The sequence below is a fragment of the Clostridium sp. AM58-1XD genome (assembly GCF_003464085.1).
GTDB lineage: Bacteria > Bacillota > Clostridia > Lachnospirales > Lachnospiraceae > Lachnoclostridium_A.
Genome location: NZ_QSDR01000009.1, coordinates 1 through 16490, shown reverse-complemented (window position 1 = coordinate 16490; position 16490 = coordinate 1). Strand labels below are relative to the sequence as shown.

Below are 16490 nucleotides of genomic sequence, written 5' to 3'. Positions count from 1 at the left end.
GACTTTTTCATAAAACAATGATAAAATGATAAATATACAAAATGTGATAAATTGATAAAGGGTGGAGCGGAGTATATGACAGGAAATATTATGGGTCGGATATATATATTCCGCTTTCTTTCGCTGACCGTCTTAGAAGAGAGGTGAGAAACGGACATGGAAGGTATACCGAAGCAGGCTGCAATGCTGAGCCTGGCGCTGCTTTTATCCTGCAGCTGGGAACCGGCAGATGCATTTGCCGAAGATCAGGGAACAGAGACCGTTAAAGTGGGATATTATGAAGATGGGGATTACATGTCCTGCAACCCGCAGGGGGAGTATGCCGGCTATAACATTGAATTTCTGCAGGAACTCTCCAAACAGTCGGGACTCCAGTTTGAAATTGTAGACGCCGGGAGCTGGAATGCGGCATACAGCATGCTTGTTGACGGGGAAATCGATCTTCTGCCCTCTGTTTACTATGATCCGGAGAGGGCAAAAGAGGTTTCGTTTGTTGCACAGCCGATGTGCACGATTTATACGACCCTGAATGTAAGGATGGATGATGACCGGTATAATTACGAAGACTTTGAGGCTTTTTCCGGTATGAACGTAGGAATCATACGGGGAGGCATCGATGGAGAACGATTTAAGGAGTTTTGTCATGAGCATCAGGTGGAACTGAATATTGAGGAATATGACGAGACAGAACTGCTGTTGTCTGCCCTGGACGACGGCATATTGGACGGAGTGGCAATCACCCATCTTGGAAAAAACAGTACATTCCGAAGCGTTGCCCAGTTTGCTCCGAGTCCCCTGTTTTTTGCTGTAAATGCAGAAGATACAGAGCTGCTCAATGATTTGAACAGGACGATGGACAGCATTCTGCTCAGCAATCCCAGCTACGAAACGGATCTGTATGATAAATATCTTGCTCCAAGTTCCAATCAAAAGCCTGTTTTTACGAAAGAGGAGCTTCAGTATATTCAACAGGGAAAAACAGTAGTTGTGGCTTATGAGCCTTCTTTTGCCCCCCTGTCCTACAGAGAAGAAAAAACCGGGGAATTCAAGGGGGTAACGGCGGATATTTTCAAATTTATTGCAGAGAACAGCGGACTGATATTTCAGTTCGAAGCACATCCGCAGAATGAGGCTCTGGAACTTTTACAGCAGGGGAAGGTGGATGTTTTATGCCTGACTGACGGGGATTATCTGTGGGATCGAAAAAATAAATTCAATTCCACGCTCTATTATCTTCGAACGCCCACGTCCATGATTACGCGCTATGGAGCCGGAAAACCGGAAAAACTGGCTTTGCCTCAGGGATACCAGCTTTCAGAGACCGTGGCGAAAGACAATCCGGACTGCGAGATCCGTTACTATCCGTCTGCACAAGCGTGTTTGGATGCAGTGCAAAACAGAGAGGCCGATGCAGCGTATATGAATACACAGGTGGGCGGTTTCCTGATGGATGGGGCCCGTTACAGAGGGATGAATGAAGCCGCACTGGGACAGTACACGAATAAGATGTGCGCAGGTATTTCCCTTTCAGCGGATCCCAGGCTGTTTTCCATCATGAATAAATGTATCCAGTACCTTCCGGTGGAGCAGGTCGACGCATTCCTGGTGGCAAATTCTGTAAATGCCAAAAAGATCAGCCTTGCAGAATTTGCGGGACAGCATATCTGGGCAGTCGTCTGCGGAGTCTGCCTGATGCTGGGAATCGTTATCCTTCTTATCAGCTACAATTTGAGAAATGCCCTGCGCAGCAACAGGAGAATTCAGGAACTGCTTTATAAAGACGACCTGACAGGACTTGATAATATTAATGGATTTTATAAAAAATGGATGGCAGAAGCGGAAGACAGAAAGGGAAAGAACTTCGTTTTGCTCTACGGAGATATATGCCAGTTTAAACTGATCAATGATAACTTCGGCTTTGCAGCAGGGGATCAGGTGCTGTGTGCATGCGGCAGGACGTTTCAGGAAAAAGTGGAGGAGGTAGAGAACTGTATACGCGTATCGGCGGACAACTTCGTCCTGCTTTTACAGTACGATACTTGGGAAAGCCTGGTGAAACGTCTGAAAGCGGCTGTAGAGAATCTGGATATCTGGAGAAGAGAACATACAAAACTTCCATATAAAATTGATATGGTGTTCGGGGTATACCTGATTAATGAGACAGAAGATATGAAAATAAATCAGATGCTGGACTTTGCGAATTATGCGAGACGGCATGCAAAAGAGACCCCGGGCTGTTTTGCATGCCTGTATGATGAGCAGATGCGTAAGGACGCCATTCTGGCCCTGCAGCTGGAAGGGGAGCTGGAGGCGGCGCTGAACAGGAATGATTTTGTTGTATATTATCAGCCAAGGTTTCCATGAAAGACGGACACGTAGTGGGGAGCGAAGCTCTGGTCCGATGGAATCATTCCAAAAGGGGATTTTTAATGCCTGGTACCTTTATTCCGCTGTTTGAAAAAAACGGAGCCGTCAGAAAGATCGATTTCTGGCTGTTGGAAGACGTCTGTAAAACCATGAGGAAGTGGGAGGATCAGGGGATCGGACTGCTGCCTGTTTCGTGCAATTTCTCCAGGCTTCACTTTCAACAGCCGGATTTTCCAGAACGGATCTGTGAGACTGTGGACCGGTGGAAGATTTCTCACGATCTGCTGGAGATCGAAATTACGGAAAGCGCTCTCACCGAGGAGTCAGGAATCATCGAAAAAATGCTGACCAGGCTGAAGGAACTCGGATTTAAGATCGCAATTGATGATTTTGGCTCCGGCTATTCCTCTTTAGGCCAGCTCCGTCAGCTACCGGCTGACGTTTTGAAGCTGGACCGCAGCTTTGTATGCCACGCGTTGCCGAGAAGAGAGAGCAGATCGTCGTAGAACATACCATCCGCATGGCGGAGGAACTGGGGATGAAGGTCATATGCGAAGGTGTGGAGAATGAGATGCAGGTGGATATGCTCGGAAAAATCGGCTGCAGGTATGCTCAGGGCTTTTACTATTACCGGCCGATGAAAAGGGAGGATTTTGACAGAATCCTCAGAAATCAGGAGATTCTCCGAAGGGGGAAGGCAGCTGAGAGTCTATGAATCCGACCGATGGAAATAGATAGGAAATATGGCATTTTGACGGTTCCTGTGATATGATATCATCAGTGTTTGGACAAATCAGAAAATCAGAAATCTGCTGAAAACAGGAGGATAACAGGCAGTGGAGGAGAGCAGGGAAAAGGAAGTTATGGAGGCGGCGCTGCAGGCCGGTCATCTGCTGCTGGAAAACGGGGCGGAAATTTCCAGAGTTGAAGAAACGATGGAGAGAATCTGCAGATATTACGGTGTCCAGTCAGGAAGTACATTTGTGTTGACAAATGGGATTTTTGCAACAGTTGGAAACAGAAATGAACCATTTTTTGCAAAAGTTGAGCATATACCGGTCAGTGGAACCCATCTGTATAAAGTAGCCGCTGTCAACCAGCTTTCCAGAGAAATCGAGGAGGGCAGATATACGGTTAAAGAGGTCGCGGAAAGGCTGGAAGAAATTAAGGTGATGCCAGGGAAAACAAAGCCTATGCAGGTGCTGGCGTCCGGCTGTGGAAGTGCAGCCTTCTGTTATCTGTTTGGAGGAAATCTGCGTGACAGCGGGGCGGCCTTTGCAGCAGGTGTGCTTTTGTATATATATGTACTGTTCGTCAGCGGCCCCCGCCTTTCAAAGATCGTGGGAAACATAAGCTGCGGAGCGCTTGTTACCGTCATATGCTGCGTGCTGTATCTGATAGGCGCCGGGAATCATCTGAACTACATGGTGATCGGCTCCATTATGCCCCTGATTCCGGGGGTGCCCTTTACGAATGCGATCAGGGACATTGCTGACGGCGATTATATATCCGGTTCTGTCCGAATGATGGATGCCCTGCTCATATTTTTTTCCGTCGCTATTGGAGTCGGCGTAGGATTTTCCGTGACCGGATGGATGACAGGAGGAATATCGCTATGATCCTTCAGATATGTGCAGCCATGGCAGGCACCGTTTCATTTTCGCTGCTCTTTGGCGTGCCCAGGAAATTTTACCCGTGGTGCGGCCTAATTGGAGGTGCCGGATGGGCTGTCTATGTACTGTTTTCCAATGTGTGGGAAGCGGCCGCCGCCTCCTTCGCCGCTACGGTAGCTGTTATTTTCCTTTCCAGAGCGGCTGCTGTGAAAAACAGATGTCCGGCCATGATCTTTCTTATTTCGGGAATTTTTCCGCTCGTTCCAGGTGCGGGTATTTACTGGACCGTTTATTATCTCGTTACGAACCAGCTGAGCTGGCTGTTTACACGGGATATGAGGCGGTGAAAGCAGCCGTCGCCATCGTGCTTGGAATCGTATTTGTATTCGAACTGCCGCAGGGAATGTTCCAGTGGCTGGCGGATAGGAAATGAATATCAGGAACAGAAGCGGGACAAGGGTTCCTGCCTGTGAAATGTAAAATTAGAATGAAAAACCGTCGTATTGAATAACATATCAATACGGCGGTTTTTTGCTTTCCAGGAAAGACCTTGTTCTATATAGAAGATGGATGGGCCGGAAACCGGAAAACGGAACCGGAAGGCTAAACGGTTACGGAATGCATGAACAGGTAGTCGCATATTTTTTTATCTTCTTCCAGAAGAAAATTGTTCAGCATGCTGATAAAGGTAGTCATATGCATAAGCGGCTGGGCATCCCGGTGGGTAATGATGTCTACGCTCAGTTTCTGGTCGAAGTTCTTTATTGGGAAAACATGCATTTTCCGCTCATCGGGAAGAGACTGATTCATCTGGATCAGCTGACGGATGTGAAACCGGGGGGAAATCGTAGCATATCGTCCGGTGCGGCATAGTTCTATGAGAATGCCGAAATCGCTTACGGAAATAGGCATTTTCAGTTGTATGTTATATTTCATCAGAAACTGGCTGATGGCATATGTAGTTGTACTGAAATTGTGCCCCTGCACAAAGGGAACCTCCTGGAAAAGGCTGAGATCGGCTCCTTTCAGAAAATCGGTGACGGATTCATGATACGTATCAGAAAAATGTGTGCGCAGCAGAATGTCGGAGATTACCAGATATACGGAATCGCTGCATACATTCTGACGGTTGAAGAGGACGTGCTGGCTGGAATCTACGCCTAGAAATACATCCAGCTTGCCATTGATGAGCAGTGGTTCCAGCGCTCTCGTATCGTTTAAGTGAACCTGAATATCCACATTGGGAAACAATTCCTGATAATGAGGAAACAGGTGCGGTATGATGATGAAACCTCTGGTGGAACTTACGCCGAAATTGATCGTTCCCCGGATCCCTTCGCTGATGTCGCTGAGTTCGTTGAGCATACTGTCTTCCAACGCCTGTATTCTGGAGAGGTAACGGAGCATGGTGGTACCCTCCGGTGTCAGCTTCAGCTTCGGCTTTCTCTGAAACAGGGTGACGTGATACATTTCTTCTAGCCGCCTGATATGATCGCTCAGACACTGCTGTGTAACAAATGCCCGGTCGGCCGCTCTGGAAAAGTTCAATTCTTCTGCAGCGAGCAGAAACATTTTAAACCCGTTTGTCATGGGACAACCCCCTTTTTTGTAGTGAAACAACCCCTTTATCTGGTCATCGTATCATAAACAAATCCAATACACAAGAAAAAACTTGTGATGTGATGTATATTTAACTGTTTTTCTTTTGTGTGAAAATTATATATAATCAGAACTATCTTAAAAAAAAACAGAGAGGAGAAGAACAAATGGCAGAGTGGAAGAATCCCAGGGTGGAGAATCCGCAGGAAGCCTACTATGTAGGGCTGATGAATTCCTGTGGGTACCGGACCAAGGACCTGGAAAAACCGATCATCGGAATTGTAAATTCCTATACTGATGTGAATCCGGGACATAAAGCGTTTGGTGAACTTGTGAAGTATGTAAAAGAAGGGGTGTGGTGTGCAGGAGGGACACCGGCAGAGTTCAACGTGCCGGCACCGTGTGACGGAATGTCCCATGGAGAAGGAATGCATTACATACTTCCTCAGAGAGAGCTGATTGCAGGTTCGGTAGAAGCCATGGTCAACGCAAACTCATTTGATGGTCTTATATTCTTATGTTCCTGCGATAAAATCGTTCCGGGAATGCTGATGGCTGCGGCTTCACTGAATAAACCGTGTCTGTTCCTGACGGCCGGCTCCATGCTCCCGTATGAAGGGGAAGAAAAGACGTATGTGACACCTGATCTGAAAGAATCCATCGGCCAGAAGAACGTAGGAACGATTACAGATGAGGAATTTACGGATTTTAAGGAAAACATCTGCTTTTCCTGTGGAACGTGCTCTATGTACGGGACGGCCAATACGATGGGGATATTTGCAGAGGTGATCGGACTGGCGCCGATTGACTCGACCACGATGCTTTACTGTTCTGCAGCAAAATACAGACAGGCCAGAGAAGTAGGTGAGCGCATTGTGGAGATGACAAAAAACGGGATTAAATTTTCTGATATCGTAACAGAGAATTCCATGATCAACGGTCTGAGGCACATATCGGCCACAGGCGGTTCCAGCAACGCTCAGCTTCATGTCTGTGCGATAGCAAAGGTGATGGGCATTCATATCGATATCAGCCGCTTTGATGAAATTCAGAAGGATGTGCCATGTATCGCAAAGTTCAAACCGTCTTCCAAATACAATATTTACGACTACTATAAAGCCGGAGGCGTCGGCGCTACGCTTAAGAGCATAAGGCGTCATTTATACCTGGATGAAAAGCTGGCAATGGGGGGGACGCTCAGAGAATATCTGGATCGCTTCAGCAGAAAGGTAAACAAAGAAGTAATCCACGATGAGGATGATCCGCTGTACCCGGACGGCTGTTTTGCAGTTCTGAAAGGAAATCTGGCTCCAAAGGGATGCGTGGTGAAGAAGAGCGGTGTGGAGCCGTCCATGTTCTATCACAGGGGTCCGGCGGTCTGCTTTGACTCAGAAGAAGATTTGAGGGATTATATGGTCAATAAGACGATCGAACCAGGCTGTGTTCTCGTGATCCGTTACGAAGGGCCTAAGGGAGGACCTGGTATGAGAGAACTTTCCATTCCGGCTGCTATGCTGGTAGGTATGGGCCTTCATACGTCGGTTGCAATGATTACGGACGGCAGATTTTCCGGAGCTACGAGGGGACCGTGCGTCGGCCATATTACGCCGGAGGCCTGGGATGGAGGTCCGATTGCGGCAGTAAAGGACGGGGATATGATAACGATTGACCTGGATCAGAGGACGATCCATCTGGAAGTATCCGACGAAGAAATAGAAGAGCGCCTGAAAGAAGTCAGGAGACCGGTACATCCGGCAAAAGGCGTGGTGAAGGCATTCCGTTCCATGGTCACTGGGGCGGATGAAGGGGCAGTCTGGCTATACAGGGACGAAAAATAGTTTCGCGCAGAAAAGCGTAACGTGTGGAATAAATACGAACAGACATTAGGAGAACAGACATTAGGAGACATTACAGGAGGGGTTCAATATGCAGACTATAATAATATTTCTGGTTGGTTTGGCAATTATGCTGTTTCTTATGATAAAGACGAAGCTGGGGCCGTTTATGAGCATGCTTTTCGGCGGACTGATTATCGGAATCGGCTGCGGAGTTGGAACGAGTGAAACGATCAGCACCATTACGGGCGGTTTTGGAAGTACGTGCAAGAGTATTGGTCTTGTCATTATATTTGGTACGATTCTCGGTACGTATCTGGAGAAGTCCAATGCATGTCAGAGGATAGCGACCTCGCTGCTGAAGCTGACAGGGGAGAAAAATGCCAGCGTTGCACTGGGGGCCACAGGATTTCTCGTATCCATACCGGTATTTTCCGACGTAGCTCTGATTATGCTGTCGCCGATCATCAAAGCGATATCCAAGAAAACAGGCAAAGTCGTATGTGTTCTGGCAACATTGACAGCCAGCGCCCTGCTCTGTACGAATGCGTACGTAGCGCCGACGCCGGCTCCGCTGGCCGTAGTGGCCGTACTGGGTGTCGATGTGGGAACCTCCATCGTATACGGCCTCGTCGTGGCAGCCGTATCGACGGTAGCAGCATGGGTGTTCTGTATGATGTTTATGGATAAGAAGCCGGCCGGTTATTTTACGGGTGATGAAGGGAGAGAGGAAAAGGAAGCGGTCAGCGTCTCTGAAGATCAGATGCCTACGTTTCTGGAAGCAATTCTTCCAATACTTCTTCCGATAGTTCTCATTATTGCAAATTCCGTATGTTCCATGATTCTGCCGGAAGATTCCGCAATTCTTATGGTAGCAAAGTTTATCGGAGATAAAAATATAGCGCTTGTGGTAGGCATTATTTCCGCAGTAATGCTTTTGAAGAAAAAGCTTCCGCAGGGAGAGACGTTTACGGCGATGAACGACGCTCTGAAAACGGCCGGTCCTGTTATTTTCATTACAGCGGCAGGCGGGGCTCTCGCAAAGGTAGTAGACGCTACAGGAACAGGACAGATTTTTGCAGACGCGCTGGCGGCCAGCCCGCTTCCTGTGATCTGTATCCCATTTCTCATCACGGCGCTGTCAAAATTCGCTCAGGGCTCCGGTTCCGTTGCAGCTCTCCTTGGAGCATCTTTGACCCTTCCGCTGATTGAAGCGGGACTGATCGATCCTGTCGTAGCATTTATCTCTATTTCGGCAGGTTCCCACTGCGGTTCTCATGTAAATAACAGCTTTTTCTGGGTATTTGCAGAATTCTTTGGATATGACACAAAAACAACATTGAAAACACTTTGCGTATCTCAGAACGTCGTACTGGCAGGAAGCGGTTTGCTGTGCGCATTTGCAGTAAGCCTGATCCGATAAGGCAGATTAGTGGAAAACGGAGGAAATTGGAATGAACAAGCTGAAATTAAAAGGCGTACTTCCGCCGGTGGTGACACCGTTTACAGAAGGCGGAGATGTGGATTATGACGCATTTGTATCAAATATTGAAAAATGGAACGAAACAGGGCTGACCGGATATCTGATCCTGGGGTCCAACAGCGAAACATGCTATCTGAGCCGGGAAGAAAAGCTGGAACTGATCAGGCTTTCCGCAGAACACAGAAGCGAAGGAAAACACATCATGGCAGGTACCGGACTGGAATCCATCAGGGAGACCATTGATCTGACAAATGATGCGGCAAAGCTGGGAGCGGAGAGCGCTCTGATCCTGACGCCCAGTTTCTTCGACGCCAGTATGGACAGTGCAGCGCTGATCGATTATTTTACCCAGGTCGCTGACCATTCGGATATCCCGGTTCTTCTCTACAATGTGCCGAAATTTACTCATGTAACGATTGGCATGGACGCGGTACAGAAGCTTATGGAGCACCCGAATATAGCAGGAATGAAAGACAGCTCCGGCAATGTTCCCCAGCTGGCTGCCATGAAACATGTGGTTCCTGAAGAGTTTAACCTGATGGTCGGAACTGCCGGCGCGTGGTATTCAGCGCTCACGCTGGATATAAAGGCAGGCGTTCATGCACTGGCAAACTGCTGTCCCGATGAATGCGTAAAGATTCAGGAACTGTTTGAAGCAGGAGACTGGAAAGCGTCCAGAGAGCTGTACCAAAGAGTCCTTCCGGTCAATTCGGCGGTAACAGGCGCTTTCGGCATAGCAGGGCTCAAATACGGATGTGATCTGATGGGATACAGAGGCGGATGGGTGAGAAGCCCGCTTCAGCCGCTTTCGGAAGAGAAGAAGGCCGCTCTGAGAAAGATATTTGAAAAAGCAGAGCTGATCTAAGGCCGTAGAAAGAATATGAATGGCAATAGAATCCGAAGAAAAGTAAAAAACACGCTTTTTCATTTACAATAACGCCTACCGGACGGTCTCAAAGGCAGGGAGAACTTAGGAGGCCGGTGCGGCAGAAGAAGAGAACTGCTCTGTAAGCTTGACAAGAAGCTCGTGAGCCGTATTCCCCTGTTTCTTAATGTATTCTGCCTCGGGGACCTCGATGTCGTGAATCAGTACGTTTCTCAGCTTCCTAAGAGAAACGATCTGGTTCAGACAATCCCTGTCCAGCACATTCATACGCTTCAGCGTGTTAATATTGAAAGCTCCCTTAGTCCGGGGGGAATTCCTGTATGTAACACGATTCAGAAGGTGTTCGAGGGGAACCCAATGTTCGAAGAAACTGTCCACAGCCTGTCTGACAGCCTCGTCCATGATGTCGCTTCGGGAACGGAGGTTCCGGTAGGTCTGGTAACGTTTTTCATTTCCGGTAATAATGCGGTCAATAATCTGCTGGGAAATATTTCGGCGGTCTTTTTCAAATTTTACAGATTTGAGGACCGGCTCTACTTCCTTGACCCCGTTCATCTTCAAACGGCTCATGAGCTTGTAGAGCAGTTCAATGTTGCCCATGCGCAGCTCGATATCTTCAGGACGGAAGTTGCTGCTCAGATAATTGTACAGATAAGAAGCGAGCTCGTATTGGCTGCTGAAGGACGCATTCTTACTCTGGATTCGTTCATTTCCGGCGCTCTGAAGGCGTTCCAGAGCGATTTCCCCAGCCAGTACAAGACCGTTTAACTCGTCCAGAATCGCAAGCTCTTCTTCGGATAATGTACCCTGAAGAGGCTTGTAGATCAGGTCGTGCTCCACCTCGGACCAGGCATGCATGAGCACCGAAGCGACTTGGATTTCTATGCGCGCGCCAGCAAATTTCCGGCTGGTGCGGTCCAGATAATCTTCGCGCATGAAAGCCCGGTAATGATTGGCCCAGTAGCCGGAAAAACGTTTATTGTAAGACGGCGGCTTGGACTCGTCAGGAAACTGCTTCGTTTCAATGATCGTAAAGAGATCGCTGATCAGGCTGTTGGCCTTGTCCCGGTCACCTGGGAAATACAAGGAGACTCTTATGCCGGACAAATCAGCAATGTCTTCATAGATTTCCTTCATATTCTTATATGGAACCGGCCGTTTTGCATTTCGATGTACGACCTTGCTTTTCAGCCGTCCCGGATTCTTGGCTCTGGATGTTACAATGGCCCGGATACCTGCTGCCTGCATTGCAGATTCCAGCTGTGCTGCAGCCAGACGGCCAGCTGTTTCATAAAAAGTTAGCTTTTTCTTATAGTTTTCTATAAATTGATTAATTAAATCCATGTAATTTACACACTCCCATACATTCTTCAAATCATTATAACTGATTGTCCGGCAGGAAACAACCATATTCCTTCTCCCACAGCCATTCCGCTCCAATTGTCCGCGGCAGTATGCGAAAGCCGGGTAAAACAGTTTTAAGCCGCCGCATGCTTGTTAAAAAAATGTTTTGTAATTGAAAAAAATGATTGACATTTGAGTTAGTTGGTGCTAATCTAAGGGTGCAGTTAGGATTCCATAACTTTCCAAACTGCATTTTAAAAATATGTTAGTTAGCTCTGACTTACTGAAAGGGAGTGATTATGATGCCTTTGACTATGTCTAAAGAAGGTGAAACAACATCAATTAAACGTGTCGGCGGTAGGGAAGAGGTACGGCGCCACCTGGAAACCATGGGGTTTGTACCGGGTGCGGATATTACGGTTGTCTCCGTCAACAGCGGCAATGTGATCGTCAATGTGAAAGAAGCCCGGGTTGCAATCAGTAAGGAAATGGCAAATAAAATCATGATTTAAAGTCATGAGTATGAAAAAGAAAGGAGCAGCAGGATGCATACATTAAAGGATATAAAATGCGGGGATACGGTATCCGTTGTCAAACTTCATGGAGAGGGAGCCATAAAGCGCCGTATCATGGACATGGGAATTACGAAGGGCACGGATATATTTGTAAGAAAAGTAGCGCCTTTGGGGGATCCGGTAGAAGTAAATGTGAGAGGATATGAGCTTTCCCTGAGAAAAGCAGATGCGGAAATGATCGAAGTCCGGTAGAAGGGTGCTGCAAAAGCTGAATCAGCGCTGCTGCCCATACCAGATTCCATTCCAGTCAGTGGCAAGTCACTTCATCTGGTATGGACAGCAGCGCTTTATTACTTTTTGCAATACCTTCAGACCGCATAATGTAGAAATTTATTTTTTTCTCATCAAGTTAGTTAAAACTAATTTGCGGGAGAGGTTTCTCAATAAGCCAGAAAATGAGGAGGATATGAAAATGGCAATCAAAATTGCATTAGCCGGCAATCCAAACTGTGGAAAGACCACACTGTTTAACGCTTTGACCGGATCGAATCAGTTCGTGGGCAACTGGCCCGGCGTGACGGTAGAAAAAAAGGAAGGTAGACTGAAAGGGAATAAAGATGTGATCATCATGGACCTTCCGGGAATCTATTCTCTTTCCCCGTATACACTGGAGGAGGTTGTTGCGCGTAATTATCTGATTACAGAGCGTCCGGATGCGATTCTGAATATTGTGGACGGAACGAACCTGGAGCGTAATCTTTATCTGTCGACTCAGCTGATGGAACTGGGGATTCCAGTCGTCATGGCAGTGAATATGATGGACGTGGTACAGAAAAGCGGCGATGAGATCCATATAGAGCCGCTGAGCAGGGATCTGGGCTGTCCTGTCGTGGAGATTTCAGCTCTCAAGGGAACCGGAGTCATGGATGCGGCATCAAAGGCGGTAGAGCTTGCAAAAGAAAAGAGAGACGCAGTTCCGGTACATAAATTCAGCAGCGAAGTGGAAACAGTCCTGGAGGAAATCGAATCATATCTGGGAAATGAGATACCGGATAATCAGAAACGGTTTTTCGCAGTCAAGCTTTTTGAGAGAGACGACAAAATTACGGCACAGATGAAAAAAGTCCCCCATGTGGAAAATATCATCAAAGGTGCGGAAGAGTCTATGGACGACGATTCTGAAAGCATCATTACAAATGAAAGATATACATATATTGCTTCGATCATCAAGGATAGCTACAAGAAGAAAAACAAGCAGAAGCTGAGTACATCCGATAAGATTGACCGGGTGGTTACAAACCGGTGGCTGGCGCTCCCTGTATTCGCAGCTGTTATGTGGCTTGTTTATTACGTATCCGTAACGACAGTCGGAACGTGGGCGACGGACTGGGCAAATGACGGCGTGTTCGGTGAAGGATGGAGCCTGTTCGGAATGGAAGTTCCCGGCATACCTGCACTGGTGGAAGGCTTCCTGACAGCAGTAGGCTGTGCAGACTGGCTGTCCAGCCTGATCTTAGACGGCATTGTGGCAGGCGTCGGAGCTGTCCTGGGCTTTGTTCCTCAGATGCTGGTGCTTTTCATTTTCCTTGCATTTTTAGAAGCGTGCGGATATATGGCGAGAGTCGCGTTCATTATGGACAGAATCTTCCGTAAATTCGGCCTTTCAGGAAAATCCTTTATTCCTATGCTCATCGGGAGCGGCTGCGGCGTACCGGGAATTATGGCGTCGCGTACGATTGAAAATGACAGAGACCGCAAGATGACCATCATGACAACGACTTTTATCCCATGCGGAGCGAAACTGCCGATTATCGCATTGTTTGCAGGCGCTCTGTTCGGAGGTGCATCATGGGTGGCTCCGAGCGCTTACTTCGTAGGAATTGCAGCAATTATCTGCTCCGGAATCATGTTAAAGAAGACAAAGATGTTTGCGGGAGAACCGGCACCATTTGTAATGGAGCTTCCTGCTTACCATATGCCTACCGTATCCAATGTATTAAGAAGCATGTGGGAAAGAGGCTGGTCTTTTATCAAAAAAGCAGGCACCGTTATTCTCTTATCTACTATTTTCATCTGGTTTACATCCAGTTTCGGCATTACAGACGGTCATTTTGGAATGGTTGAAGATTTATCAGATGGAATCCTGGCTGCAATTGGAAGAGGCATCGCATGGATATTCGTTCCACTCGGCTGGGGCGACTGGCAGGCAGCAGTGGCCGCGATTACAGGTCTTGTGGCAAAGGAAAATGTAGTCGGAACTTTCGGAATTCTCTATGGATTCGCAGAAGTGGCAGAGGACGGAGCCGAGATATGGGGAACACTGGCAGGCAGCTTTACAGCAGTGAGCGCATACTCCTTCCTTGTATTTAACCTTTTGTGTGCGCCGTGCTTCGCAGCAATCGGTGCAATTAAAAGAGAGATGAACAATGCGAAATGGACCTGGTTTGCAATTGGATACCAGACTGGTCTGGCTTATTGCGTATCCTTATGCATCTATCAGCTTGGAACCTGGTTTACAACAGGCGTATTTAGCATCGGCGCAGTTATTTCCGTTATCATACTCATCGGTTTTGTCTATATGCTGGTAAGACCTTATAAGGAGACCGGTATTCTGAAAGTAAATGCAGTGGCTTAAACGGTTCATTCGCAGGTCAGACAGGAGGAATTCATGAATATATCTACAATCATCATTTTATTGGTGTTAATTACAGTTGTGGCTTTCATCGTACGGGGAATGGCAATCGACCGGAAAAACGGGAAATCCTGCAGCGGCTGCGGCGGAAACTGCGGCGGCTGCCATGGAGGATGCCATTCCAATCCCGCGGCGAAAGGCTGACAGAATCAGTGAGGAGTGTTGATATGTGGCAGAAAGAACAGATCATTTGTGAGCTTCAAAAGAGAGGAAAACGTATTACAGAACAGCGGAAAATCCTTCTGGATGTAATCCTGGAAGGAAACTGGGAATCCTGTAAGGAGATTTACTATGAGGCTTCCAAAAGAGATTCTTCCATAGGACTGGCCACGGTCTATCGCACGATGGCCACTCTGGAGGAAATGGGAGTTCTCAGCCGCTGTTATAACTACTCTTTTCCGCCGGCAGAGAAGGGAGAAGGAACATGTCGACAGCAGTCATATGTTTAATTCTCATCGTTCTGGCAGTGCTGGGAGTTAGAAGCTATATAAAAAGACTGGCTTCCGGCTGCTGTCAGACGGGTTCGGGAAAACAGGCAAAAAGAATCAAGGTTGCAGATAGAGACAAAGACAATTATCCTTACCATAAAATTCTCAGGATAGATGGCATGGTCTGTGGAAACTGTGCTGTAAATGTCGAAAATGCGCTGAACCGGCAGGAGGGCGTTTGGGCCAGGGTGAATCTGGAGGCAGGAGAAGCAGATGTCTACCTGAAGAAGGACATGGGAGATCAGGAGCTTAAGGATCTGGTCAGAGAGGCAGGATATATCCTGTTCGGGATCAATACAGTACAAAAGAACTAAGATAGATGAAACAGGAGAGGGCTGTGGGTATGACCATTATACAGCCTTCTCTTTTTCACTTTCTAGGAAAGACCTTGTTATTGTAAAGTGATAAATATTATCAATGTGCCGTATGGACAAAGAGATCAAAAAACTGTATAATTATTACATAGTTAGTTTAAACTAACAATAGAACGGAAACTAATATGTCAGGTCAGGAGGCTTCTTATGAGCGTAGTAATTATAGGCGGGCATGACCGTATGGTCAGCCAGTACAAGAAAATCTGCAAATCTTACCAGTGCAAGGCAAAGGTCTTCACACAGATGGAGGCAAAGCTGGATAAACAGATTGGATGTCCCGATCTGCTAGTGCTTTTTACGAGTACGGTGTCCCATAAAATGATCCGGTGTGCGTTGGACGAAGTGGATGAAAATAAGACGGATATCATCCGCTGCCATACCAGCAGCGGGAGCGCTCTGATGGAAATACTGGAAAAAAGGTGTGTCAGCTGAAACGTAGCAGACAGAATAAAAAAAGATAAACAGAAAAAAGATAAATAGAAAAAAGATAAATAGAAAAAAGAAGAGGCGGCTGTCAGAGAGAAAAAGCAGCGCCCCAGGTATCAGATTCCGTTCCAAGGCGGTGGCCAAGTCACTTCATCTGATACCTGGGGCGCTGCCTGGTTTTACTTTGACAGTATCCCCTTCTTTTTTTACTGCCTGCTATTCTTTGATGAATTCATTCATTTTTGCGATATGGCTTTTAATCGCCTGAAAGCTTTCGTCACTTACAACGTGTTCGATGCGGCAGGCATCTTCAACGGCCGTCTTTTCATCAACACCTAAGTACATCAGCCACTGAGACAAGGTTGTATGGCGCTCATACATCGTTTCTGCGATTTTCATGCCCTCGTTTGTCAAGGTAATAAAACCGTTCTCATCTATTTTTATATAGCCGTTCTCACGCAGATTCTTCATGGCAACGCTGACGCTGGGCTTGGAAAACTCCAGTTCGTTTGCAATGTCAATGGATCGTACGTTTGGCTTCTTCCGGCTCAGCATGAAAATTGTCTCCAGATAATTTTCAGCAGATTCCTGTATTTTCAATGATAACCCCTCCTGTTTTACATGTGCATATAGCGCGGGCCGTTCAGCACAAAGCAATATGGTACCAGTTTATCATATCCAGATAAAAAGGTCAATTTCAAGCCGCAGGGGCGGATTGTAACCTAAAATGAAATTTTAAATTCCGCTCCCATATTCCCCAGTGGAATTTACTTTCGCACAGTTGATATTTACTCTTTCATATATTAGTGATACGGTTATGTCTCCTTCTGACAGCAGTAGAAGGACATTTTATGAGCAACTATATTCC

General features: G+C 47.0%; 18 protein-coding genes. 15 read left to right on the top strand and 3 right to left on the bottom strand.

The features are described 5' to 3' along the window. The first annotated feature begins 156 nt into the window (after positions 1-156). The 5 genes from DXA13_RS07085 to DXA13_RS07075 all read left to right on the top strand — a co-directional run bounded on the left by DXA13_RS07085 (position 157) and on the right by DXA13_RS07075 (position 4327). The gene (locus DXA13_RS07085) at positions 157-2364 is read left to right on the top strand and encodes a transporter substrate-binding domain-containing protein (protein ID WP_243009018.1); all 2208 of its coding nucleotides are present in this window, start codon (positions 157-159) and stop codon (positions 2362-2364) included. After that, positions 2361-2873, top strand: coding sequence for an EAL domain-containing protein (locus DXA13_RS21610; RefSeq protein ID WP_243009017.1), 513 nt, complete (start codon positions 2361-2363; stop codon positions 2871-2873). The genes DXA13_RS07085 and DXA13_RS21610 overlap by 4 nt, the downstream gene beginning before the upstream one ends. Next, positions 2834-3082, top strand: coding sequence for an EAL domain-containing protein (locus tag DXA13_RS21605; RefSeq protein ID WP_243009016.1), 249 nt, complete (start codon positions 2834-2836; stop codon positions 3080-3082). The genes DXA13_RS21610 and DXA13_RS21605 overlap by 40 nt, the downstream gene beginning before the upstream one ends. A 121-nt stretch (positions 3083-3203) precedes the next feature. After that, complete coding sequence (locus DXA13_RS07080; RefSeq protein ID WP_347559742.1) at positions 3204-3986, top strand: threonine/serine exporter family protein; 783 nt, start codon at positions 3204-3206, stop codon at positions 3984-3986. Continuing rightward, on the top strand, positions 3983-4327 hold the full coding sequence (locus DXA13_RS07075; protein ID WP_347559741.1) for a threonine/serine exporter family protein: 345 nt from the start codon (positions 3983-3985) through the stop codon (positions 4325-4327). The genes DXA13_RS07080 and DXA13_RS07075 overlap by 4 nt, the downstream gene beginning before the upstream one ends. Before the next feature lie 256 nt (positions 4328-4583). On the opposite strand, the gene DXA13_RS07070 is transcribed toward DXA13_RS07075, so the two are convergent. Continuing rightward, on the bottom strand, positions 4584-5570 hold the full coding sequence (locus DXA13_RS07070; RefSeq protein ID WP_118242866.1) for a LysR family transcriptional regulator: 987 nt from the start codon (positions 5568-5570) through the stop codon (positions 4584-4586). A gap of 176 nt (positions 5571-5746) precedes the next feature. On the opposite strand from DXA13_RS07070, the gene ilvD reads away from it, so the two are divergent. The 3 genes from ilvD to DXA13_RS07055 all read left to right on the top strand — a co-directional run bounded on the left by ilvD (position 5747) and on the right by DXA13_RS07055 (position 9762). Beyond that, entirely contained in the window at positions 5747-7417 is a 1671-nt protein-coding gene (gene ilvD, locus DXA13_RS07065; RefSeq protein WP_118242864.1) for a dihydroxy-acid dehydratase, read from the top strand. 88 nt (positions 7418-7505) lie between these two features. Further along, complete coding sequence (locus DXA13_RS07060; protein ID WP_118242861.1) at positions 7506-8837, top strand: GntP family permease; 1332 nt, start codon at positions 7506-7508, stop codon at positions 8835-8837. Between the two features lie 31 nt (positions 8838-8868). Continuing rightward, positions 8869-9762, top strand: a complete 894-nt coding sequence (locus DXA13_RS07055; RefSeq protein WP_118242859.1) for a dihydrodipicolinate synthase family protein — start codon at positions 8869-8871, stop codon at positions 9760-9762. A 105-nt stretch (positions 9763-9867) separates the two neighbouring features. Here the strand turns inward: DXA13_RS07055 and DXA13_RS07050 are convergent, their stop codons facing one another. Then, positions 9868-11127: a RelA/SpoT domain-containing protein gene (locus tag DXA13_RS07050; RefSeq protein ID WP_118243071.1), complete on the bottom strand. Its 1260-nt coding sequence runs from the start codon at positions 11125-11127 to the stop codon at positions 9868-9870. A 299-nt stretch (positions 11128-11426) separates the two neighbouring features. On the opposite strand from DXA13_RS07050, the gene DXA13_RS07045 reads away from it, so the two are divergent. The 7 genes from DXA13_RS07045 (at position 11427) to DXA13_RS07015 (ending at position 15628) form a co-directional block, all read left to right on the top strand. Next, entirely contained in the window at positions 11427-11639 is a 213-nt protein-coding gene (locus DXA13_RS07045; RefSeq protein ID WP_347559740.1) for a FeoA family protein, read from the top strand. A 33-nt stretch (positions 11640-11672) separates the two neighbouring features. Further along, positions 11673-11894 (top strand): FeoA family protein, encoded by a 222-nt coding sequence (locus tag DXA13_RS07040; protein ID WP_118242855.1) that lies wholly within the window; start codon positions 11673-11675, stop codon positions 11892-11894. 220 nt (positions 11895-12114) lie between these two features. Then, a complete protein-coding gene (gene feoB, locus DXA13_RS07035; RefSeq protein ID WP_118242853.1) occupies positions 12115-14277 on the top strand; it encodes a ferrous iron transport protein B in 2163 nt (720 codons plus the stop codon). A gap of 33 nt (positions 14278-14310) precedes the next feature. Beyond that, positions 14311-14478: a FeoB-associated Cys-rich membrane protein gene (locus DXA13_RS07030; RefSeq protein WP_118242851.1), complete on the top strand. Its 168-nt coding sequence runs from the start codon at positions 14311-14313 to the stop codon at positions 14476-14478. A 23-nt stretch (positions 14479-14501) separates the two neighbouring features. Then, the gene (locus DXA13_RS07025) at positions 14502-14783 is read left to right on the top strand and encodes a transcriptional repressor (RefSeq protein ID WP_118242849.1); all 282 of its coding nucleotides are present in this window, start codon (positions 14502-14504) and stop codon (positions 14781-14783) included. Further along, positions 14759-15136, top strand: coding sequence for a heavy metal-associated domain-containing protein (locus tag DXA13_RS07020; RefSeq protein WP_118242847.1), 378 nt, complete (start codon positions 14759-14761; stop codon positions 15134-15136). Before DXA13_RS07025 ends, DXA13_RS07020 begins: the two co-directional genes overlap by 25 nt. Positions 15137-15343: 207 nt before the next feature. Continuing rightward, positions 15344-15628: a DUF2325 domain-containing protein gene (locus tag DXA13_RS07015; protein WP_118242845.1), complete on the top strand. Its 285-nt coding sequence runs from the start codon at positions 15344-15346 to the stop codon at positions 15626-15628. 210 nt (positions 15629-15838) lie between these two features. Here DXA13_RS07015 and DXA13_RS07010 read toward each other — a convergent pair whose 3' ends face one another. Further along, positions 15839-16222 (bottom strand): metal-dependent transcriptional regulator, encoded by a 384-nt coding sequence (locus DXA13_RS07010; RefSeq protein WP_118242842.1) that lies wholly within the window; start codon positions 16220-16222, stop codon positions 15839-15841. Positions 16223-16490 lie beyond the last annotated feature (268 nt).

Bases quoted from the DNA above. Each gene is read 5' to 3' on its own strand.
- DXA13_RS07085 (WP_243009018.1), top strand. From the start codon at position 157: ATGGAAGGTATACCGAAGCAGGCTGCAATGCTGAGCCTGGCGCTGCTT.
- DXA13_RS21610 (WP_243009017.1), top strand. From the start codon at position 2,361: ATGAAAGACGGACACGTAGTGGGGAGCGAAGCTCTGGTCCGATGGAAT.
- DXA13_RS21605 (WP_243009016.1), top strand. From the start codon at position 2,834: ATGCCACGCGTTGCCGAGAAGAGAGAGCAGATCGTCGTAGAACATACC.
- DXA13_RS07075 (WP_347559741.1), top strand. From the start codon at position 3,983: ATGATCCTTCAGATATGTGCAGCCATGGCAGGCACCGTTTCATTTTCG.
- DXA13_RS07070 (WP_118242866.1), bottom strand. From the start codon at position 5,570: ATGACAAACGGGTTTAAAATGTTTCTGCTCGCTGCAGAAGAATTGAAC.
- ilvD (WP_118242864.1), top strand. From the start codon at position 5,747: ATGGCAGAGTGGAAGAATCCCAGGGTGGAGAATCCGCAGGAAGCCTAC.
- DXA13_RS07060 (WP_118242861.1), top strand. From the start codon at position 7,506: ATGCAGACTATAATAATATTTCTGGTTGGTTTGGCAATTATGCTGTTT.
- DXA13_RS07055 (WP_118242859.1), top strand. From the start codon at position 8,869: ATGAACAAGCTGAAATTAAAAGGCGTACTTCCGCCGGTGGTGACACCG.
- DXA13_RS07050 (WP_118243071.1), bottom strand. From the start codon at position 11,127: ATGGATTTAATTAATCAATTTATAGAAAACTATAAGAAAAAGCTAACT.
- DXA13_RS07045 (WP_347559740.1), top strand. From the start codon at position 11,427: ATGATGCCTTTGACTATGTCTAAAGAAGGTGAAACAACATCAATTAAA.
- DXA13_RS07040 (WP_118242855.1), top strand. From the start codon at position 11,673: ATGCATACATTAAAGGATATAAAATGCGGGGATACGGTATCCGTTGTC.
- feoB (WP_118242853.1), top strand. From the start codon at position 12,115: ATGGCAATCAAAATTGCATTAGCCGGCAATCCAAACTGTGGAAAGACC.
- DXA13_RS07030 (WP_118242851.1), top strand. From the start codon at position 14,311: ATGAATATATCTACAATCATCATTTTATTGGTGTTAATTACAGTTGTG.
- DXA13_RS07025 (WP_118242849.1), top strand. From the start codon at position 14,502: ATGTGGCAGAAAGAACAGATCATTTGTGAGCTTCAAAAGAGAGGAAAA.
- DXA13_RS07020 (WP_118242847.1), top strand. From the start codon at position 14,759: ATGTCGACAGCAGTCATATGTTTAATTCTCATCGTTCTGGCAGTGCTG.
- DXA13_RS07015 (WP_118242845.1), top strand. From the start codon at position 15,344: ATGAGCGTAGTAATTATAGGCGGGCATGACCGTATGGTCAGCCAGTAC.